Annotated in this window: 22 protein-coding genes and 1 pseudogene; 15 read left to right on the forward strand and 8 right to left on the reverse strand. The window is 42.3% G+C overall.

Annotated elements, in window-relative coordinates; all coding sequences use genetic code 11:
* Positions 1-81: 81 nt before the first annotated feature.
* Positions 82-1,860 carry an ATP-dependent nuclease gene (locus tag NOM90_RS09005; RefSeq protein WP_255941445.1) on the forward strand — a complete coding sequence of 593 codons (1,779 nt, stop codon included), beginning with the start codon at positions 82-84 and terminating at the stop codon, positions 1,858-1,860.
* A gap of 275 nt (positions 1,861-2,135) precedes the next feature.
* Here the strand turns inward: NOM90_RS09005 and NOM90_RS09010 are convergent, their stop codons facing one another.
* Positions 2,136-2,969, reverse strand: coding sequence for an APC family permease (locus tag NOM90_RS09010; protein ID WP_255941447.1), 834 nt, complete (start codon positions 2,967-2,969; stop codon positions 2,136-2,138).
* Between the two features lie 854 nt (positions 2,970-3,823).
* Positions 3,824-4,240 carry a hypothetical protein gene (locus tag NOM90_RS09015; RefSeq protein ID WP_255941449.1) on the reverse strand — a complete coding sequence of 139 codons (417 nt, stop codon included), beginning with the start codon at positions 4,238-4,240 and terminating at the stop codon, positions 3,824-3,826.
* 31 nt (positions 4,241-4,271) lie between these two features.
* Here NOM90_RS09015 and NOM90_RS09020 point away from each other — a divergent pair.
* The 10 genes and pseudogenes from NOM90_RS09020 (at position 4,272) to NOM90_RS09065 (ending at position 10,449) form a co-directional block, all read left to right on the forward strand.
* Positions 4,272-4,781: pseudogene (locus NOM90_RS09020) on the forward strand (phosphotransferase-like protein).
* A 245-nt stretch (positions 4,782-5,026) separates the two neighbouring features.
* Positions 5,027-5,773, forward strand: coding sequence for a metallophosphoesterase family protein (locus NOM90_RS09025; protein ID WP_255941451.1), 747 nt, complete (start codon positions 5,027-5,029; stop codon positions 5,771-5,773).
* Positions 5,774-5,805: 32 nt separating this feature from the next.
* The gene (locus NOM90_RS09030; protein ID WP_255941866.1) at positions 5,806-6,330 is read left to right on the forward strand and encodes an AAA family ATPase; all 525 of its coding nucleotides are present in this window, start codon (positions 5,806-5,808) and stop codon (positions 6,328-6,330) included.
* A gap of 79 nt (positions 6,331-6,409) precedes the next feature.
* Positions 6,410-6,880: a hypothetical protein gene (locus NOM90_RS09035; RefSeq protein WP_255941453.1), complete on the forward strand. Its 471-nt coding sequence runs from the start codon at positions 6,410-6,412 to the stop codon at positions 6,878-6,880.
* Positions 6,881-7,119: 239 nt separating this feature from the next.
* Positions 7,120-7,431 carry a hypothetical protein gene (locus NOM90_RS09040; protein WP_255941455.1) on the forward strand — a complete coding sequence of 104 codons (312 nt, stop codon included), beginning with the start codon at positions 7,120-7,122 and terminating at the stop codon, positions 7,429-7,431.
* A gap of 43 nt (positions 7,432-7,474) precedes the next feature.
* On the forward strand, positions 7,475-7,981 hold the full coding sequence (locus NOM90_RS09045; RefSeq protein WP_255941456.1) for a hypothetical protein: 507 nt from the start codon (positions 7,475-7,477) through the stop codon (positions 7,979-7,981).
* Between the two features lie 12 nt (positions 7,982-7,993).
* Positions 7,994-8,563, forward strand: coding sequence for a DinB family protein (locus NOM90_RS09050; protein ID WP_255941457.1), 570 nt, complete (start codon positions 7,994-7,996; stop codon positions 8,561-8,563).
* Positions 8,564-8,598: 35 nt separating this feature from the next.
* Positions 8,599-9,060, forward strand: coding sequence for a VOC family protein (locus NOM90_RS09055; protein WP_255941458.1), 462 nt, complete (start codon positions 8,599-8,601; stop codon positions 9,058-9,060).
* A gap of 27 nt (positions 9,061-9,087) precedes the next feature.
* Positions 9,088-9,777, forward strand: coding sequence for a VOC family protein (locus NOM90_RS09060; RefSeq protein WP_255941459.1), 690 nt, complete (start codon positions 9,088-9,090; stop codon positions 9,775-9,777).
* A gap of 12 nt (positions 9,778-9,789) precedes the next feature.
* Positions 9,790-10,449, forward strand: coding sequence for an ATP-binding protein (locus NOM90_RS09065; RefSeq protein ID WP_255941461.1), 660 nt, complete (start codon positions 9,790-9,792; stop codon positions 10,447-10,449).
* A gap of 338 nt (positions 10,450-10,787) precedes the next feature.
* On the opposite strand, the gene NOM90_RS09070 is transcribed toward NOM90_RS09065, so the two are convergent.
* The 5 genes from NOM90_RS09070 to NOM90_RS09090 all read right to left on the reverse strand — a co-directional run bounded on the left by NOM90_RS09070 (position 10,788) and on the right by NOM90_RS09090 (position 14,808).
* The gene (locus NOM90_RS09070; protein WP_255941462.1) at positions 10,788-11,831 is read right to left on the reverse strand and encodes a M42 family metallopeptidase; all 1,044 of its coding nucleotides are present in this window, start codon (positions 11,829-11,831) and stop codon (positions 10,788-10,790) included.
* A gap of 141 nt (positions 11,832-11,972) precedes the next feature.
* On the reverse strand, positions 11,973-12,380 hold the full coding sequence (locus tag NOM90_RS09075; protein ID WP_255941463.1) for a LapA family protein: 408 nt from the start codon (positions 12,378-12,380) through the stop codon (positions 11,973-11,975).
* 82 nt (positions 12,381-12,462) lie between these two features.
* Positions 12,463-14,265, reverse strand: coding sequence for an oligoendopeptidase F (pepF, locus tag NOM90_RS09080; RefSeq protein WP_255941464.1), 1,803 nt, complete (start codon positions 14,263-14,265; stop codon positions 12,463-12,465).
* Between the two features lie 123 nt (positions 14,266-14,388).
* Entirely contained in the window at positions 14,389-14,568 is a 180-nt protein-coding gene (locus tag NOM90_RS09085) for a hypothetical protein (protein WP_255941465.1), read from the reverse strand.
* Positions 14,569-14,574: 6 nt separating this feature from the next.
* The gene (locus NOM90_RS09090; protein WP_255941466.1) at positions 14,575-14,808 is read right to left on the reverse strand and encodes a hypothetical protein; all 234 of its coding nucleotides are present in this window, start codon (positions 14,806-14,808) and stop codon (positions 14,575-14,577) included.
* A gap of 181 nt (positions 14,809-14,989) precedes the next feature.
* On the opposite strand from NOM90_RS09090, the gene NOM90_RS09095 reads away from it, so the two are divergent.
* Positions 14,990-15,187 (forward strand): cold shock domain-containing protein, encoded by a 198-nt coding sequence (locus NOM90_RS09095; RefSeq protein WP_018975236.1) that lies wholly within the window; start codon positions 14,990-14,992, stop codon positions 15,185-15,187.
* A gap of 88 nt (positions 15,188-15,275) precedes the next feature.
* Here the strand turns inward: NOM90_RS09095 and NOM90_RS09100 are convergent, their stop codons facing one another.
* On the reverse strand, positions 15,276-16,586 hold the full coding sequence (locus tag NOM90_RS09100) for a multi antimicrobial extrusion protein MatE (protein WP_255941468.1): 1,311 nt from the start codon (positions 16,584-16,586) through the stop codon (positions 15,276-15,278).
* Between the two features lie 380 nt (positions 16,587-16,966).
* Here NOM90_RS09100 and NOM90_RS09105 point away from each other — a divergent pair, with 380 nt between their 5' ends.
* The 3 genes from NOM90_RS09105 to NOM90_RS09115 all read left to right on the forward strand — a co-directional run bounded on the left by NOM90_RS09105 (position 16,967) and on the right by NOM90_RS09115 (position 19,973).
* A complete protein-coding gene (locus tag NOM90_RS09105) occupies positions 16,967-17,998 on the forward strand; it encodes a tetraprenyl-beta-curcumene synthase family protein (protein WP_255941868.1) in 1,032 nt (343 codons plus the stop codon).
* Between the two features lie 30 nt (positions 17,999-18,028).
* Positions 18,029-19,000: a 6-phosphofructokinase gene (gene pfkA / locus NOM90_RS09110; protein WP_255941470.1), complete on the forward strand. Its 972-nt coding sequence runs from the start codon at positions 18,029-18,031 to the stop codon at positions 18,998-19,000.
* Positions 19,001-19,109: 109 nt separating this feature from the next.
* Complete coding sequence (locus NOM90_RS09115) at positions 19,110-19,973, forward strand: DUF72 domain-containing protein (RefSeq protein ID WP_255941472.1); 864 nt, start codon at positions 19,110-19,112, stop codon at positions 19,971-19,973.
* The last annotated feature ends 18 nt before the right edge of the window (positions 19,974-19,991 follow it).

Below are 19,991 nucleotides of genomic sequence, written 5' to 3' on the forward strand. Positions count from 1 at the left end.
TCGCCGAACACCCGACATACGTCAGGTAGTGAATACGGGAAAGTTATACGACAGAACAAATAAATAAGGAGAAGGATATTTATGAGCTATATTAGAATAAAAAGCATTAGTGTTGAAAACTATAGATCATTTGGAACAAGACAGACAATACATTTTCCTGATCAGAATCATAAGAAACCTGTAGCTATCGTTGGGTATAACAATTCAGGGAAAACAAATTTTCTCAATGCAATTCTATATGGGATAAAAGAGAAAAATGTTAATAAAGATACATTCACAATTAACGATTTTCACAACCGTGATTACAATAATCGTCCTTTTATTGAAACTGAAATTGAAAGCAGTATAGAAGTTAAAGGAGACGGAAACCAAGCAGAGCTTAAAGGATTTCATTCATTAAGAATAAGCGTAGTGGATAATGAAATTGAGCACGCTGGAGTCCGATCTTTTCGTGACAAGGAACAATTAACAAAAAATCCTGATGCTTCGGGAGCAGCAAAGTATTTTAGGATTTTCTATGTGAATTTTCATGATGTAAAAAAAGAGTTATCAACTAAGAAGACTACCTGGGGAAATCTTACTTCGTTTTTAGCGAAACATATTAAGAAAATTGTTGAAGCAGATGCGAATATGAAAGGGAAAAGGAAAACTTTTGAAGGAGAAGTGAAGGATTCAACTGATAGGGTTCTAGCAGATTCGAAGTTACACAGTTTTCTTGAGGATATAAGGTCAAATTATTCAACAAACCTAAGAGACAGTAATTTTTTTATAGGTTTTGAATTGCCTGATTATGAAGATATTTTTTTGGATATGATTTTTAAAATCGGTTTAAATGGTGATACCGAAAACCTTATTTCTATAGATCATTTCGGTGATGGATATATTTCTATGTTTGTTATGGCTATCATTCAAGCAATTGCTGAGAGCAACAAGAGTGATAAATGTTTATTTTTATTTGAAGAGCCTGAAAGTTTCTTGCATGAAAATCATCAAGAGTACTTTTACAAAACTGTCCTCTGTAACTTGGCAGAAAAAGGGCATCAAGTTATCTATAGTACTCACTCGGACAAAATGATAGATGCTTTTGATACACGAGGACTTATTCGTTTTGAATTTGATGATGAAGCACACGAAACAATTTTGAAATATAACAAACCAGATGAGAATATTTCAGAAGCTGATTTAGAAGGTTTCTCTTTGGATCAAGTAGCAGACTTTAATAATTACATTAAAATGATAGAGCCAAATTTGAATAAAATTGTGTTCAGTCAAAAGGTGGTTTTAGTAGAGGGGCCAAATGATTTACTGACCTACAAAGAAATTATAAAGAAAAAGGTATATCTGTTAACTAAAGATTCTATGTACTCAGAGACATACTTAAACTTTAAAAACATTTCTATAATTCCTCATCATGGTAAGATTACAGCCAGAATCTTGGTTAAGTTATGTAAACATCTTGGAGTGGACTTTTTTTGTATAAATGATTTTGACTTCAAAAACAATTTCATTTCAGAACTTTTATTTGATTCACTTGAAGATTTAAAGAAAAGTGAATTATACACAAAAAGGATATTGGATTTAGAAGGATTTAATTCTAAAGGCAAACCTCTAAGTGACAGTACAAAACGACAAATGGTTACTACAAATTGGGGATTAATTAAAGAAGCTTCTTTGGAAAAAATACATTTCAACATTCCTAAGTTAGAAGCTGTGATAGGTTACGAATCAAATGATAAAAGCAGTTTAGGCATATGGACTAAACTCCAAGAAACATCAGAATTCGGAGAAGAAATTTTTCCAACACCTCTAAAGAAATTCGTTGGAATTGAAGCTTTAGAACAAGCATGTTCCAAACAATAATCGAATCAAATACTTCATGTAAATTTAAGTAATGTTCCGTCGTATAACATAATATTCACGCTACGGGCATACGCCCTTGATCCGGCATTCGCCGGATACTCGACAGTCGTCGAGTCTTGAATACGGGAACGTTAGGCGAAATTATGTTCTATTAATTCAAGAAGTAAGAGATAAAACTGGCTTCTTGATGAAGAGAGCAGCTTTTTAAAAATGCGACTCTCTTGTTGATGATTATCTTGCAACTTTACTAATAATCGTTTAACTAATTTTGAAGATTATTGTCTTGCTCGCGACTGTTCAAAACGCTTTGTTATTTGACTTTTCAACGTATCCCAATCGTGTAGAGTAGTAACCAGTTGAGATTGTGATTGTTTAATATCAGGTAAATAGGGATTGCGGTAAGCTGGCTGAATTGTTACAGTGACTTCTTCGTTCCACATTTTAATGTTTTTTTCTCGAAACATTCTTGGATCAGTGTCAGCTATGTTTCCGAAATTTTCAGTAGCAATGGAAAGTTTTTTTATAAAATCCAAATACATTTCGCGATTTAAACTATCAAAAAAAGGTCCCTTCCATTTGTTCCAGTGTTCTACAATTGAATCGTGAAATAGTGCCCATCCGTCATGAACGCGATTGTACGGGAATGAATCATTATCGACTAATTTTAATTGTTCGATAATATCATTTAAACTCATCATTTCATCATACTCATGTTTTGTCATGAGAAATTCGATTTCTTTATCACTAATTGATTCAAGAATAGGTGGAGATTTTAATTCCTTGATTCCAAAAATCATTATTACAGCAGCTATACCTAATATAGTGAATCCATCTCCTAGATTCTGTATAATTTCTTTATCTAGTTCTAACGGTAGAAGTACCCAAAAAATTAATGCAAGTATAAAGAATATCATTGCTGCTATAAGCACAATTCTTTGGTGCAACATTTTAAATCGAAAAGCTTCAAATATATCTGCAAGACTTACTAGTAAGGCGACAATAGAAAAAGAGGCTACTGTCAAGGAGGGAATGTCTTTTCCAAATAATCTAAGAATACCAGCTAAAATTAAAAAACAACATAATGCAATCACAATCCAGGGTGTTTTCAAAAAATTTCCTCCTATTTTTCTTTATATCTTTATTATAAATATTGGGACTGAAATTCCAAGTAAAACTAAGTTTAATAACCCCCTTTAGCCTAGTTATTAGTTTTTTAAGTATAAATAATACTTAAGAAGTTGAAGGCGCTTATATTATGCTTCTTATTGGTTTGTTCAGTTTCTAAACATCTTTATAATAGTAAGGCTACTCGATTATATTAAAAATTGAAGTATCATTAAATTTAATTAAAATTAAAATAGTTTGTTTTGAGTATGACATATTCAAATAAAATTTTGCTAAGTAGCTTTAATAAGCACTTTAATTTTATGAAATTTATGAATTATAGAAAAAGGAAGAATATAAAAAATGTTAAAACACCAATACGCTTATAAATGAATTTGTCATAATATACCGAACTTCGCTTAACATAATATTCCGCGGCGGGTATACTCCCTTGATCCGGCATTCGCCGGACACCCGACATACGTCGAGTCATTGATACATGACGTCATGCGAAAGGTAAAAAAGCTTTTAAAAGGAGTATTAATATGATTAAATTAAGCATTTTTAAAAAGTTCACTTTATAATTTTTGTTTTTTTTCAGTAATGGTATGTCTAATTAATTTACCAGGACATGATGACAAAAATCTTTTGGTATTTCTCACGAATTCAATCAATTTATATTTGCAAGAATGGTTGTTAAAGATAAATAATAATCCAGAAACTTTTTATTTAATCTTCTGGGAGTAATAGGACTACTTATTGATGGACTGTTTATAAAGATAAAGAATATTAAAAAGGCGAATGAGAGATACGAATAATCTAAGGAGAAGTTCTGAAAAGCAGTTTCCATCCTACCTATTCAATCCTGAGAAAAATAAAAAAACTTATCTAACTTAAATTCGTCATAATTCGGATGTCCTTTAGACCGAAGCACTTCATCCAAAGCAGCCCTATAATCCTTTACCTTCTCAAAAAGCACAGTCACATTACAATGTGCTAAAGCCAGATGCCCAGTGAATTGCTCCGCGATATGATACAAAGTCCGTTTCTCCGCTTCATCCATATCTTCTAAGAAAAACAAATGAATCGTGATATGATTGTTCCTTTTATCTTCACCTAATCCATCTTTTAACCACGGAAAATCGAGATCTGTACTAGGACGGTGCTCATCCACAATAGCAATTCGATAGTCTTTGTCCGCTACATGCACATCCCATACTTCAATATCCTTCAACCGTAAAACCCTTTGAAAATCACGTACAAAATCAATACTCATCGCTACCTCTTCTTTACATTTTATTAAGTTTATTTACAATATCATCTTTTTAAACGGCGTAACAAGCTCAAGCAAGACTTCAATCTTAGAAGCCATGTAAGAATCCACAGAACCGTTCTTTTATGTAGTCGCTAATGATCTTTTCGAGAACACGATTGGCGATAAGCATTTACAAACAAATTACTGGAAATATCTAAGCGAAGCTATTATTTTAATGTATCATACTGCCAAAGTGTTTTCTGATCAGGGCAAGCATGTGTTGATCGATGGCATCCTTGTTGAGCGACCTGAATTAGCACCGCATTATGAGCAAGTAAAGCAGATTTTCAAAGGGGACCCGCTGAATATTGTAGAAGTCTATTGTCCGTTAGATATTTGTCGTCAGCGCAATATTGATCGTGGCGATCGAAGAGAAGATCAATCTGATGAGCAGCATAAGCTAATGGCACCGGATATTCAGTATAGCTTCTCTGTAGACACCAGCCTCCATACGCCGGAACAATGTGCGCAAATGATCATTACATCGATATTCCAAAATTAGATGAGACATTTTAAGTAGACAGTCATAATAGAAGTCTTTAGACGATAAAGTCTGAAGACTTTTTTTTGTATGCTGAATTAATGTATGCGGAGTGGATTAACGAGCGGATTTTTACCAGAACGAATAAGTAACGCGACACCCTTTTCACCAAAAAGGAAATTTTATATTCAACCTTCCCGAACGATGCTAAAATGGAAAAAGCAAGTGAATAAGCATTTTAGTCATAAGCATGAAGGAGAAGCCTAATGCCCAAACAAATCGCGATCCTTTCAGATATACATAGCAATAGCTTGGCTTTAGCAGCAGTTTTACAAGATATCTCGAACCGTGACATTCAGCAGATCGTCAATCTAGGAGATAGTTTATTCGGTCCTGTCGATCCGCTCGGTACGGCTAAGCAATTGATGGAACACCCCAACATCGTTCATATTATGGGCAATTGCGACGAGATTCTTTTGCAAAAACAAAGTGATTCGGACACCTTCAACTTCATCAAACCTTTGCTCACCGAGGATATCGAGACATGGATCGGATCTTTCAAAAACGTCTGGACGTACGAAGACTTACTGTTTTGTCACGGAACGCCTTTTGTAAATGATCGTTATTTGCTGGAAGAAGTCGATGCGCATGGAGTACGTTACAAGCAGCCAGAGCAATTATCGTCAGAACTCGAAAAGGTCGATTCAACCTACATCTTTTGCGGTCACAGCCATGTATTCAAAACGATGTTTCTGCCAAATGGTAAAACAGTGATAAACGCAGGAAGCGTCGGTCTGCCCGCATACGAGGACGAGCTTCCTTTTCCGCATAAAATGGAGTCGAATTCGCCTTACGCCGAATATGTGATTGCCAGTCAGACGCAAGATGACAAGTGGAATATTGAACATATCATGCTGCAATACGATTGGAATCAAGCGAGTGCGATAGCTGCTGCAAACGGACGAGAAGATTACGCAGTAGCGATCCAGACAGGTAGAATTTCGGAATCGTGATCCCGGCAGGAAGGAGTACGACTTTGATTATTATGATTAACGGTTCTTTTGGAGCCGGAAAAACTTCAACTGCCCAGCAGTTACAGCCGCTAATACCGAATAGTATGATCTACGATCCCGAAGAGGTCGGCTATATGTTGAGAAAGATCATACCGGAAGACGTTTATTTGGAAACAGAAAAAACGGACGATTTTCAGGATATTGAGCTATGGCGAGTTCTGGTTGTGCAGACCGCTCAAGCCTTAATAAACAAATATCACAAGCATCTGATCGTCCCAATGACCCTCTATAAGTCTGAAAATTTCGATTACATCTACGATGGATTTAAAAATATAGATGCAGAGACTTTTCACTTTTGTCTGGTAGCTTCGGAAGAAACGCTGAAAAAGCGGGTCGAGCAGCGCGGAGATACTTTTAGTTCGTGGTACGAGAAGCATGTAGAAGCTGCAGTTAACGCTTTTGCACAGACGAAATTTAACGAGCATATTTATACGGATCTTATCGATACGGAAGAAGTTATTGCGATTATTTTGGATAAAATTTCGAAGAATGATTGATGAATCACAGTATTCAAAGGTGCTAAGATCATTGCTTAATGCTAAAATTCACTAAATCTATAAAGCGAGGCAAATTTTAATGAACCCATCTATACCCTTTTTAAAAGCAGAAAACCTAGTCGGACGTTGGTCTTCCGAAGCTTTTTTCTACGATGCTTTTGAAGATACGCAATTAGAGTTTCATGCAGACGGAACAGGATGTTGTGCGTACATCAGACCTTTTCATAGCGATATCACGTTATTCAAATGGAGTTTAGAAGACGATCGAATCGAATTCGTCAATTATTGCGGAGTTTATATTGAAGACGATGAAGAGACAGGCGAGCAAAAGCACTACACATCCAGATTCGAAAATAAATCTTCCGAACGCTTTTTCAAAGCAAAAGGCTTGAACATTTCAAAAAAAGAAATCGATGTAATTGCTTTTTATTATCCTTTAGAGCAAGCTTCTGGTATGCAGTCGTTCGGATTAATGTCAAAAGAACTGAACAACTCCTTTCGAGATCAAGCGCTGGCGCTAATGGATGTCCCTGACACGATGACTCCATAACAAGAGAAGTCACCAGTAAACTGATTGCCTTCCCGATATCGGTTGTCTTGCCAGAAAGCATGAGTGTAAAAGAGATTGGAGTTGATCCGATGAATCACCAACCCTTCAGCAAAACATACAAAATCAAAATTCCCAGATCCATGTATGTCCAAATTTCAGCTACAGGCTTACAGCTAATAATCTTGTTAACGATTTTTCCAAAAAACAAGTTATGGGAATTCGTTTTTTTGGGTGGTTTTGTGATATTTATGTTGGTCTACTTTATTTTATTACTTAATAGAATTTTAAAAAGAAACAACGAACTAGAACTCACCGAAGATAAGATCACGGTCAATCAAATCGAACTTTCTAGCGAAGACATCGAAAAAATCATCATTGAAGGTTATTTCGTAGAGAGCGTCGGTATTAAGCTGCGGGGCAAAAAGTTGGTCAAAATGAACTTGCATTTTAGATTCAAAAACGATGAAGAACGCAGTGTAAATGAGTTAAAACAATGGGCAGCCGCAAACGGTATTCAAGTGACGAACCGCAAAATTTATAGATGGATGTAACGTACTTAACGTACTACTCGGGTAGATGAAAGGAGCCAGCGCCGTGAACGCGATCTTACTTAAATCCGAACAAGTTGAATTCTATACGTTTCTCGGTCCTATCTTCGAATCGATCTATAACCAACAATTAGAGTACAACTGGCTTCTCACCGAACTAGATCTAAACTATATTCCTAACAATTTTCTGGATTATTTTGACGACCATTATAAGGCAAAGGATGGAGACGACCGATACTGGCTATCTGGCGAACGATTGACGAAGCTAGTAACAGATCACGAAATTCAGTTTATCTGGGGACTGCTTACCGCATTTCCCAAAGACCAATCGATCGATATTCGCGATCTAAGCGTCGTCCCCTACGTGGATAGCAATCCGAATTTTTGGAAGCCGGGCAACTCCGTGCAACATCCTCAAGCGGAGATCGAGATTGCCTGTTGGGATTCTACGTTGACGCTGCTAATCAGCAAAGATCAGCAAATCATTCAAGATTTCAGAAGTATTTTTACAGATGCGCAAGATTTGGATCAGTATAATCGTCAATTTATCTAAAAGGAGAAGCCTATGAATATTCAGCAAACGATCGATTTTATCGATCAAGAACTGACGCAGACCCTAGAGCAGTACCAACCTTGGTTTGCTTCAACACCTGAAGTTCTTCATTTTAAACCTCAAGTCGGATGGAGCATCGAGCAGATTTTGGAGCATGTCACGTTAACGAACCACTTTTTACTGATTTTAATCCGCAAAGGGCAACGAAAAGCACTCGAATTAGCGGCAAAAAAAGATGTGAACGAGCGGTTAGCATCCTACGAGTTAGATTTAAATAAGCTAGACGCCATCGCGCAGCATCAGTCTTTTGAATGGATCAGACCCGAACACATGGAGCCTCAAGGCAACCAAGAGCTACATAAAATCCAAACTTTGTTAGGCGACCAGATTGCAGAGTGTCAGAAGTTATTGCAAGAAATGTCGCACGGCGAAGGGATTTTGTATCAAACGACAATGACAGTTAACGGTCTGGGTAAACTCGACGTCTATCAATATATCTACTTTTTGTGCCAACATGCCAAAAGACATCTGGTGCAGATGGAAAAAGTGAAAAGCGAGTATAAGCAGTCCAGCCGTATTTAGTAGAATGTATAGTTGCAAAAAGGAGAGAACGGTTCATGATACTTGGATTATATGAAGCGCATTTACCGGTAAGTCAGCTTGAGCGTTCAGTTGAATTTTATACAAAATTAGGTTTAGAACTGGCATGGAAGACCGAAGATATCGCCTTTTTTTGGATTGAAAAAGAAAAAAGCTGGCTAGGATTATGGGAAGGCGAAGCCTACAAAACCCCTTATGATCCGTCGCTTAGACATATCGCTTTTCGAGTCGGTTATGAAGAACTCAAAAACAGCCTAAGTTGGCTAAAATCGATCGGAGTCGAAGCCGTACCTTTCGGAGACAGAGATTCGGTTGAACCTTTTGTCCGTCCGAATCAAGGGAATGCTTCTGTTTACTTCAAAGACTTCGACGGCAACAGTTTGGAATTCATGTGTTTTATCAGCGTTCCTGAATCTCTCCGAAAAGTATCCGATAAATTATCTTTTGCAGAGTGGGAAGAGCAGCTACAAAAGCAATAATATTAAGTCAATCAGGAGAACGTAATCATGAAAATCACCAAAATCGAACTATGGATTTCAAATTTTGAAAAGACTATTGAATTTTACCGCGACACACTTGAGTTCCCGTTACTTAGTCATGATTCAACTACCGCTTCATTTCAAATAGGCAGCAGTCTTTTACAGTTTCATCATGATTCTAACCAAAAGTTTCACTACTACCATTTTGCTTTTAATATCCCGCCGAATCTGTTCCAATCTGCAAAGTCTTGGCTTGCTAATCGCACAACTCTACTAACAGAAGACGATCAAGACGAAGTCTTTTTTGATGGTCTGACTCAAGCGGATTCTTGCTATATTGAAGATCCGGCAGGAAATATCATGGAGTATATTGCGAGAAGAAAGACGACGCCGGAATCGCTAGAGCAAGAATTTACACCCGATCAGGTATCGTCGATCAGTGAGATTGGGTTATCAACCGAGCAAGTCGGCGAATATGCGCAGCGAATTCAAGACCTCGGTATACCTGTGCGCGGCAACGAAGAAATTCACCTGGAGCTATACCTGAATTTCATGGGTGAATACGAAGAAGGTAATTTTATCATTTTGAGCCCAGTGGGTAGAAGATGGTATTTTTCGACCAAACTTGCGATCGACGCACCGCTTATTATTCATACCAACCGTGGAATGATCGAGTACCCGTCGAAGCATTCTTTATCGAAAAGTACGTCATCGTAAAAAGGAGACATCATGACCATCATCAGCATCGAAGGCGCTAGCGCAGCAGGGAAGACAACGACCTCGGCTGCGCTATGTGCGGCAAACGGAGGTTTTCATATCCCCGAAGTCGCCGCTAGGTGGGAAAAACCTCAACCTGAATATCCCGAATGGTTTTTCGAGCGGCAAGTCGACCGATGGCAGATCGCAACGGAAAAAGAAATTAACGCCCTCGTCACGATCGACATCGATTTGTTCCAACCTTTTTGGTACAATTGGTCATTCGACTTCACCTTGTTCGATGGGCAATCCATAGAATTCTTAGCAAATTTCTACCGCCCATTAGTTGAGCAACGCAAACTCGGCTTCCCAGACCGATACTTCATCTTACATACAGACGAACCCAATCTCCGCCAACGCAAAGCCGGCGACGCCACAAGGCAACGCCGAGGATTCGAAATGAACTTAACCTTTATCGAACCACAAAAAAGATATTTCGAAGCATTAAATCACTACATCCCCGGACTCGTAACCTTTATCCCATCGATCACTATCGATAAAAACGTAGAACTGATCTCCACCGAACTCCCTAACTTAAACAACACCCATCGCTACTCACTCGATCTATTCGATCATATGGTTCATTGGCTATCTACTAACCCCGCCACTCAGTTCAAGTCATCCAATCATTGATTAAGGAACTCAAATTTAACGAACAGACGGGACTCAATTCAAAAAATTTAATTCTTCATACAAAAAGACCTTCAAAGCCATATTGATGGCGATGAAGGTCTAATATGTTTTCCTACTCACACTCCAACGTAGCTGGGAAGCGAAAAGTCGGAGGGAGAAATTCAGTGCAGTCAAATCTTTTTGAAGAAAAGATACTTCGGAAGCATATGCTTGTAGCGTTCGCCTTTGAAATCGGGAAAATTCCAATCAAAATTCCAATCATTTTTCCCGATTTCAACAAGCGACCGAAACGAATTTCTCCCGCAGCCTTTTCGCTTCCTCCCCGCAAAGGTAACTCCTCAGCTTTGAAGAATGTAGGCGCCAAGCAGCTGCGCCGTCCCCATCACAGCCCGAGTATGCGTCCGCTCCATCGAGTGAGAAGCATGAACCCCTGGTCCAATGAGCGCCGCACGAATATTGCTTCCGCCACGCAGCGCCGCCGAAGCATCCGACCCATAAAAAGGATAAATATCCACCGCATGTTCAATTTCATTTTGCTCACACAGTTCGATCAGTTTCCCCGTCATATGATAATCATACGGCCCCGAAGAATCTTTCGCGCAGATCGAGACGTCCGTCTCTTTGCAGTTCAGGTCGTCACCGATACATCCCATATCGACCGCGATCATCTCCGCAATATCCGAAGGAATATAAGCCGTACCGTGCCCAACTTCTTCATAGTTCGAGATCAGCAATTTCACGCGTTGTTTCGGCTTCCAATCTTGACGTTTAATCGACTCCAGCAGACCGAACAATGCCGCAACGCTTGCTTTGTCGTCCAGATGACGGGATTTGATATATCCGCTATCCGTCACGACCGCGCGGGCGTCGAACGAAATATAATCGCCGGTACGAATACCCAAATTCTCGACGTCTTCGCGTGAAGAAACCAATTCGTCAATCCGCACTTCCATATGTTCTTCCGAACGTTTGAAATCGCGAGCATCCGCATATACGTGAACGGAAGGATGTTGCGTCAAAATCGTACCGGTATAGGTTTTGCCGCCGCGAGTATGGATGATGCAATATTCGTTTTCGATACTGGACATCGAAAATCCGCCAAGCGATGTGAGTTTCAGCGTACCGTGCGAAGTAATCGAACGCACCATCGCGCCGAGCGTATCCACGTGAGCACTTAAACCTACGGTATAGTCGTCATTTTGACCTTGAATATCAATGATCGCGCCGCCTTTTTCATTGAACGTCACAGGGAACCCTAGCGATTCCGCTTCTTCGCGGATCATATCGATAATATGATGGGTATAACCTGTAGGGCTCGGCGTATCCAGTAATTTTTTCAAAAAAGGTACAACGTAGTTTTCATCAATCGTTATGTTTGTCATTCGGTAAACCCTCCACAGATAAAATTAAATCCTGATCATTGCTTTGAATATTTTGTTCGCACACAACAAGAAAACCGCTCCCTATAAAAGGTCGCGGTTTTCTTGTCCATGCTGGGTAACTTTAAGCGTTACATCGGTCACTCAGAATTTTTTGAGCTTATCCGAACGGAATCCACGCGATTCCGAATCGGTGTTCAAATCGTCTGAGATCGGCTCAAGCGGCGTTGGATCGGCAGATACCGTAGGTTCGTTATACGCAGGCGGCGGAGTGGAAGCCGCTACGGAAGGAGTCGAAGACTGCGTACGCAGTTGTTCGTTTTCGATCCGCAGACGTTTCACTTCGCGCTGCGTTTTGAACAGACGGTAGATACCGAACATGCCTACTGCAAGTCCGCCGAACAACGCGCTGCCGAGAATCATCAGCACCAGCGGTACGTTCGCATAACCGAATAAAAAGTTAACTTCGACAGGATTGACGTTGATTACCGCGAAGATCGCGATAATAACCGCAAAGACGAGCATAAGAATCAAAGACCATTGAGCTTTCATAAATAAGGACAACCCCTTTCGCTTTCTTGCTTATGAGAATCATTAGCCGCTGGCGAAGGTTTTGACGCAGGAAGCTTTGCCCTTATTCAGAAAGTTGCTCCATTTGCTCGATTAACGCTTCAAATACGCTCATTGCTTCGCGTACCGGTTCCGGCGAAGACATGTCCACGCCAGCTTTTTTCAAGATATTAATCGAGTAGTCGCTACCGCCGCTTTTGAGGAATCCGAGGTAACGTTCGACTGCCGGCGCGCCTTCTTCAAGGATCTGTTTCGAGAAGCTGGTCGCTGCCGAGAAACCGGTCGCATATTTATAGACATAGAAGCTGTTGTAGAAGTGGGGGATACGCGCCCATTCCATCTCAATCTCTTGATCGACAACCATATCCGGTCCGTGATATTTCACGTTCAGGTCATAGTAGATCGAAGAAAGATCTTGCGGAGTCAGCGATTCCCCGGCTTCTGTACGGGCATGAATGATTTTTTCGAATTCAGCGAACATCGTTTGACGGAACACCGTTGTCCGGAATTGATCCGCGTAATACGTCAACAGATACATTTTTTCTTTTGGATCTGTCGATTTGTTCAGCAGATAATCCATCAGCAGAGCTTCATTGGTCGTCGAAGCGACTTCTGCCAAGAAGATCGTATACTGAGCATCGCGATACGTCTGCGTTGTATCCGAATAATATGAATGCAGCGCGTGACCCATTTCGTGCGCCAACGTGAACATACTATTTAGGTTGTCTTTGTGATTCAGCAGCACATAAGGGTGAACGCCATACGCACCGGAGCTATAAGCGCCTGTACGTTTGCCTTCGTTTTCGTAAATATCGATCCAGCCTTCTTTGAAGCTGTTTTCCAGGACTTCCAGATAGTCTTTGCCAAGCGGCTGAAGACCATCGATTACCGTCTGCTTCGCTTCGTCATAGGTAATGTCCATTTTGAATTCGTCAACGAGCGGAGCGAACAGATCATACATATGCAATTCGTCGACACCCATCAATTTTTTGCGAAGACGCATATAACGGTGCAGAATCGGTAGACTTTCGTGAATCGCATCCAGCAAGTTGTCATAGACCGATACCGGAACATTGTCGCCGTACAGCTTCATTTCCAACACCGAAGGATACTTGCGGGCGCGCGAGTAGAAAATGTTTTTGTTTACGTTCGCCGTCAGCGACGCGCCGATCGTATTTTTCAGTTTGGCATACGTGCCGTAGATTGCTTGGAATGCTCGGCGACGTACATCGGCATTGTCGCTTTCCAAAAACTGAATATAGCTGCCGTGCGTCAATTCGACTTCGTTACCGTTTTCGTCTTGGATATTCGGAAACTTCAGATCCGCATTGTTCAGCATTCCGAAAATATTCGAAGGCGCTTGAGACAAGTTGCCGACTTGAGCGAGCAGAGCTTCTTCCGCTTGCGACAAGACGTGCGCTTTTTCGCGCTTCATTTCTTGCAACGTGAACCGGTATTCTTTCAAAGACTCGGCTTCGATCAGTTCATCGAGTTTCGCATCGTCAAGCGACAAAATTTCCGGCGTAATAAAGGACATCGCTTCGCCGGCATCCACCAGCAATTTGCGACCTTTTTGCGTCAAGGCTTGATACGTCGGGTTCGCTGTGTCTTGATCGTGATACAGATGCGTATAGACATAAAGTTGTTCCAGCTTCAACGAAATTTCGTCTTCAAACTTGAAACATTCGCCAATCGTCGTTTCGTTATTTAATTTACCGCGAAAATCTTCGAACTTTTTCAACTGTGCTTTGGATTCTTCGTATGTAGCATCCCAAGCCGCTTGATCCGCAAATAGATCGGATAATTTCCATTGATGTTCCGCAGGAACTTCGCTGCGTTTAGGCAAAGTATTAGGTGTCGTGCTCATAAGAAAGACCTCCTCAGAAATAGTTGGTTCAGTGCTTAGATCCGTGCAAAAGAAGACGCAGCAGTTTAGCGCAGACTCCAAAGCCCGCATCGCCGGCTGGCAATGCGGATCGAAGAGTGCGTCCTAAGTGCCCATGCTGAAAAGCGTATAGACCGTCAGGATAAACGAAATCATTAACATGACGGCAGCGGAGATCGCAAGACCTCGTCTAAGCTTCGCCGGGATCGAGTCTTTGTAAAAGACAATGACGGCGCCAAGGATCAACGTCAAAATAAGCAGAGCAGCAATATTGGCGGTATTCATGAAAGATTACACGCCTTTAAAGGCATCCATGATACTTTGCCATTCTTCGTCGGTGCCTTCGAATTTGTCTTTGGCAAAGCGATTTTCTGCCCAGTGCATCATCTCTGGACGGCTCATGAAGTTATGCGTTTCTTCGCCCCATTGATCGGAAATTTCGCGCAAAACCAGTTGTCTTCCGTGGACTTCCACCGTCATCATGTTCCAATTATCCGTTTTGTAAATACTGTGCTTTTTAATCATGATTGCTATTCCTCGTTTCACATCGTTTCTTATCTAAAATCATACCTTACCCGTACGGACAAAAGCAACGCCTAGCACAGAAAGGAGAGATTGCTTTGAATTTACAATTGCCAAAGGTTTTTTATTCACGTATAATAACGATACTCACCATAGATGGTGATATTTTTAGGAGGTTGTTCAATTGAAAGGTACAGTAAAATGGTTTAACGCAGAAAAAGGTTATGGTTTCCTTTCCGTAGAAGGCGGCGAAGATGTATTCGTACACTTCTCGGCAATCCAAGGCGACGGATTCAAAACTCTTGACGAAGGTCAAGAAGTAGAATTCGAAATCACTGACGGAAACCGTGGACCACAAGCAGCTAACGTAATCAAACTGTAAGAATTTTTCTTACTTGATTTGATAACATAGCAAACCCAAGGCACAGCTCCTGTATAGGAACTGTGCCTTTTTGCATGCTTGTTAGACATCAATTTTGCGACTCAAGCTTCGGTTCGCGGCGAATACGGCGCAACACAAGGAAGATGATCACGGCTTCAGCGAGCAATCCCAAAGACTGGGCGAGCGCGCCGACCATCCCGTTCCAATGCGGCACGATAGCGACCAATAAGAGCAGTACCGCAATCGTGCAGATCGCGTTCGCTAATTGCGAACGGAACATGACTTTCGTCTGGCCGCCTAGTAAAATCAAGCCATTTCCATAATCGAGCCACGGCATGACAAGCGGATATAAAATAAAGGCGCGCAGCGTATACAGACTTTCTTGCAACAATTGTCCTTCTACGTTCATGACGTGCCCGAATACCCAATAGCCAAGCGGCGTATATGCGATAATCGCAACGAGAATAGCCGGGATAAACCCGATCGCAAGCGCGAATTTGCGGACAAGGTCAGCATCGATCCGGTAATAGTTGAGCACGATCTGATGAATATAGATGAAGAAACTCAGCATAAGCTGCATCAGACTTGCGGCTACGGCGAACGACGAAATCGCAAGCGCTACGCCGTCTGTTTTGCCCAACATAATGTTGAGAGCCGGTCCAATCACCATCGCGACAAGCGAAGAATACAGCAGCGGTTTGTAGAAACGGAACACATCGCTGCGCGTCTCGATAGGATGACCTTCTTTTTTGACCGGCATACGGCGAGCGATATTGCGTCCTTCCATAAAGCTTACCGCGGCTTCAATGACCATGCCGGCTACAAAAATGACCGCACCGACGATCCCGCTGGTTACGCCATGAATATTGACGAAATACAGCGATAGCAGATACATCCCGCTTAACCTGATGACCATGCCGATTGTCAGCCATTTGGTGCGGTTATGCGTAATAATGATGCCTTGATAAATATTGCGGATCACGGAAAATACGCTAACGAACATCAAGACGCCGTAGACCGCGATTACGCTTGGCAAAAGTGTGGCATCAACGCCAAATAAAGTACCGAAAATCCCTCTACCTACCGGCGTATACACGATGATTCCACCGATCAGCAGCACGCAAACCAAAAAGACATAAGTCACGAAAGTCAGCGCTTTGAACGAGATTTTATCGCGCACGAGCGCCGAACACGTTTGCCGAAGCAAAGTAGACGGGCGTTCGGTTACTGCGAGCAGACTGCTTGCCAGCGCGTAACTTGCGATCACGGTCTCGGGCGAAGGTGCATAAGCTAATGTGCGGTTGATAATGACATGCGACAAAGTAACGAGAGACGCGGATAAGCCAAGCGGCACGAAAAACAGCAGCAGGCGTTTCCAAGACAACGAATCGTCGGACATAGCCAACTCCTTTCCAAAAATCGGGCGAACTTTTGTGAATGCTAACGAACGTCCAATGAATTATTTTCCAGTATAGCATGATCGAAACCGTTTGCAGGACGCGAATGAAAAGTTTCTAAAAATGGAGCGTTTTTGACTTCTATCAAAAGTGAAAGTTGTAGATGTCCGGGAAATAGGGATTTTCACGCAAAAAACATTGAAAAAATTGGAGAATATGACGAAGGTTATTTGTACAAATTAAACCCTCATATTATAATAGAAGTGCATTTGCGTACGGAGCCTGTGAAAGCACGCAAGACAGACTGAAGACTGGTACTTGGAGGTACGCTTTGAACCCACTCAAAACCGTTTATACCGTTCCTGAACAACCGATCTCTTTAATGCGATGGGTATATAAGTTTGCTTTACCGGGCGTAAAAAAAGAACTTGGAGGTTGGAGAGAACGTGCAGCACGTATTCCCGATCCCGAACTTCGGACTCAAGCGCTTGCGAGCATCGCGGACAAAGAATTTCATTGTCAAGGCGGCTCGGTCTACGCAGCGATCAATTCGGACAAAAAAGATGTATTGATTCCGCTTATTGTAGCGCTTCAGACGATCAGCGATTATCTGGATAACTTATGCGACCGAAGTACGTCGCTCGATCCCGAAGATTTTCGTCTTTTACATAAGTCGATGCTGGACGCGGTCGATCCGTCCGCACAGCCGGAAAACTATTATCGCTTCCGCGACGAGCAGGAGGACGGTGGGTATTTGAATGCCCTCGTGACGACCTGTCAGGAAAATATTCGACAGTTACCCGGTTACGTTCATGCACAGCCTTATGTGCGCCTATTGGTGAGTCTGTATGGCGATCTTCAAGTCTACAAGCATATCGCGCCTGAACTTCGCGAGCCTTCGCTGACGACTTGGAGACAAGAACATGCTGAACTCGCTCCCGAATTGTATTGGAATGAATTTTCAGCAGCAACCGGTTCGACACTCGGTATGTTTATGTTATTTGCCGGGGCAAGCCGCGACGATTTTGATGCTGAAGCCGCGAAATTGGTGTACACGTCGTATTTTCCTTACGTATGTGGGCTTCATATCATGCTCGATTATTTGATCGATCAAGAAGAAGACCGCATCGGAGGCGACCTAAACTTTTGCAATTATTACGACAGCAGCGAAGACATGCTAAGACGCGTCGAAGAAATCGTCAACGGTGCGCGTCGTGACGTGGCTGCGCTTCCGCATGCTCCTTTTCACCGCATGGTTATTGAAGGATTAATTGCGCTTTATCTGTCCGATCCGAAGGTCAGTCAGCAACAAGACGTGCGAAACGTGTCCAAGCGCTTGATGAAAAAGAGCCCGCTTACGCGTATGTTCTTTTTTGCGAACAGTGTGTGGATCCGCAAACATAAGCAGCATTAATTAAGCAGGATTAACAAGGGGGAAGTTAAGATGTCAGCAGTAAAAAAAATTGCCGTATTAACCAGTGGAGGAGACTCCCAAGGAATGAACGCCGCTCTTCGCGCCGTAGTACGTAGCGCGATCTATCATGGAATCGAAATCTTCGGGATTCAACGCGGATTTCAAGGTTTGTTGAACAACGATATTTTCTCGATGGATCTACGTAGCGTAGGGGATATTATTCAGCGCGGCGGAACCGTGCTTCAATCTGCACGCTCCAAAGAATTTTATACCGAAGAAGGTCAACGTAAAGGCGCTGAAATTTTGCGTAACTACGGCATCGACGGTCTTGTAGTTATCGGCGGCGACGGTTCGTATCAAGGCGCGAACAAGCTGAGCAAACTCGGCATTAACACAATGGGACTGCCGGGTACGATCGATAACGATATTTCGTTTACGGATTATACGATCGGCTTCGATACATCGGTAGGCGTCGTGGTGGATGCGATCAACAAACTTCGCGATACCATGTCTTCGCACGAACGTGCTTCGATCGTCGAAGTTATGGGGCGCCATTGCGGCGATATCGCGCTTCACGCAGGTCTGGCTTCGGGTGCGGAAACGATTCTGGTTCCTGAAGTGCCTTACGATCTGGATGAAGTCGCGCAGCGCATGACGCACAACTTCGCAATGGGCAAACGTCACAGCATCATCGTCGTTGCCGAAGGCGCAGGTAAAGGCGAAGATATCGCAACCGCGTTGTCGCAACGTTCGAATCAGATCGACGCTCGCGTAACGGTACTTGGACATATTCAACGCGGCGGTACTCCGACTCCGTTCGACCGTAACTTGGCAAGCCGTCTTGGCGATTTCGCCGTACGCTCGTTGATTCGCGGCGAATCGGACAAAGCTTGCGGCATTATCAAAGGCGAATTGGTACTGACGGATATCGATACTGTCGTAAACACTCGCCCTGATTTCGACCATAATATGTACGAACTGGCTCTGCGTTTATCGCAATAACGGATAGACCTATAGACCTTCGCGCTCCGATCGGGCTGCTATTGCCGATTGCGAAAGCGCGAAGGTTTTTTTGAAAAAAAGATCGAATTCCAAAAAGGAGGAACGGCATATGATTACCATTGGGCTAACCGGCTGGGGCGATCACGACTACATCTATACCACAAAAGAAGCCGCCAAGCAGAAGCTCGTTACGTATAGCAAAATGTTTGGCACGGTCGAAGTGGACAGTATGTTTTATGCCGTGCAATCGAAGCGGAATATGGAAAAATGGGCGCAAGAAACACCCAAAGGTTTTCGTTTTATCGTGAAAGCTTATCAAGGGATGACCGGGCATTCGCGCGGTAAAATTCCTTTTGATAGCGAAGACGAGATGTACGAAGCTTTTTTGCTTTCAATCGGCAATCTACAGCAAGTGGACAAGCTCGAAGCGGTATTATTCCAATTCCCGCCGTGGTTCGATTGTACAAGGGAAAATGTAAGCAAGCTTCGTGAAATACGCGAAAAGATGGGCAATGTTCCTTGTGCGCTAGAGTTCCGGCATCAAAGTTGGTTCCAACCGGTGATGCGAGAACGAACGTTAAACTTTATGCGCGAAAATCGTTGGATTCATAGTGTATGCGACGAACCGCAAGCGGGAGTTGGCTCGATTCCGATTGTCGAACAAGCGACCGACGAAGAATTGACGATTGTACGCATGCACGGTCGCAACGAATCGGGTTGGCAATCGGCAAATCAGCCGAACTGGCGAGAAGTTCGTTATCTGTACCGCTACAACACGCAAGAATTAGAAGAGTGGGCGGAGCGTTTGCGTAGGTTGGAGCAACAATCCAAGCATGTATACGTCGTATTTAACAATAATTCAGGCGGAGATGCGGCAGAAAATGCACGTGAGTTAATGGCGATTTTGGATCAAGAAGTGCCCAAGTTACCCGGCGAAGATGAACCTGAGCAACTGGATCTTTTTGAATTTTAAAAAAAGCAGCTTCCAAGC

The sequence above is a fragment of the Saccharibacillus sp. JS10 genome (genome assembly GCF_024436065.1).
Taxonomy (GTDB): domain Bacteria; phylum Bacillota; class Bacilli; order Paenibacillales; family Paenibacillaceae; genus Saccharibacillus.

Bases quoted from the DNA above. Each gene is read 5' to 3' on its own strand.
- NOM90_RS09005 (WP_255941445.1), top strand. From the start codon at position 82: ATGAGCTATATTAGAATAAAAAGCATTAGTGTTGAAAACTATAGATCA.
- NOM90_RS09015 (WP_255941449.1), bottom strand. From the start codon at position 4,240: ATGAGTATTGATTTTGTACGTGATTTTCAAAGGGTTTTACGGTTGAAG.
- NOM90_RS09025 (WP_255941451.1), top strand. From the start codon at position 5,027: ATGCCCAAACAAATCGCGATCCTTTCAGATATACATAGCAATAGCTTG.
- NOM90_RS09030 (WP_255941866.1), top strand. From the start codon at position 5,806: ATGATTAACGGTTCTTTTGGAGCCGGAAAAACTTCAACTGCCCAGCAG.
- NOM90_RS09035 (WP_255941453.1), top strand. From the start codon at position 6,410: ATGAACCCATCTATACCCTTTTTAAAAGCAGAAAACCTAGTCGGACGT.
- NOM90_RS09050 (WP_255941457.1), top strand. From the start codon at position 7,994: ATGAATATTCAGCAAACGATCGATTTTATCGATCAAGAACTGACGCAG.
- NOM90_RS09055 (WP_255941458.1), top strand. From the start codon at position 8,599: ATGATACTTGGATTATATGAAGCGCATTTACCGGTAAGTCAGCTTGAG.
- NOM90_RS09060 (WP_255941459.1), top strand. From the start codon at position 9,088: ATGAAAATCACCAAAATCGAACTATGGATTTCAAATTTTGAAAAGACT.
- NOM90_RS09065 (WP_255941461.1), top strand. From the start codon at position 9,790: ATGACCATCATCAGCATCGAAGGCGCTAGCGCAGCAGGGAAGACAACG.
- NOM90_RS09070 (WP_255941462.1), bottom strand. From the start codon at position 11,831: ATGACAAACATAACGATTGATGAAAACTACGTTGTACCTTTTTTGAAA.
- NOM90_RS09075 (WP_255941463.1), bottom strand. From the start codon at position 12,380: ATGAAAGCTCAATGGTCTTTGATTCTTATGCTCGTCTTTGCGGTTATT.
- pepF (WP_255941464.1), bottom strand. From the start codon at position 14,265: ATGAGCACGACACCTAATACTTTGCCTAAACGCAGCGAAGTTCCTGCG.
- NOM90_RS09085 (WP_255941465.1), bottom strand. From the start codon at position 14,568: ATGAATACCGCCAATATTGCTGCTCTGCTTATTTTGACGTTGATCCTT.
- NOM90_RS09090 (WP_255941466.1), bottom strand. From the start codon at position 14,808: ATGATTAAAAAGCACAGTATTTACAAAACGGATAATTGGAACATGATG.
- NOM90_RS09100 (WP_255941468.1), bottom strand. From the start codon at position 16,586: ATGTCCGACGATTCGTTGTCTTGGAAACGCCTGCTGCTGTTTTTCGTG.
- NOM90_RS09105 (WP_255941868.1), top strand. From the start codon at position 16,967: ATGCGATGGGTATATAAGTTTGCTTTACCGGGCGTAAAAAAAGAACTT.
- pfkA (WP_255941470.1), top strand. From the start codon at position 18,029: ATGTCAGCAGTAAAAAAAATTGCCGTATTAACCAGTGGAGGAGACTCC.
- NOM90_RS09115 (WP_255941472.1), top strand. From the start codon at position 19,110: ATGATTACCATTGGGCTAACCGGCTGGGGCGATCACGACTACATCTAT.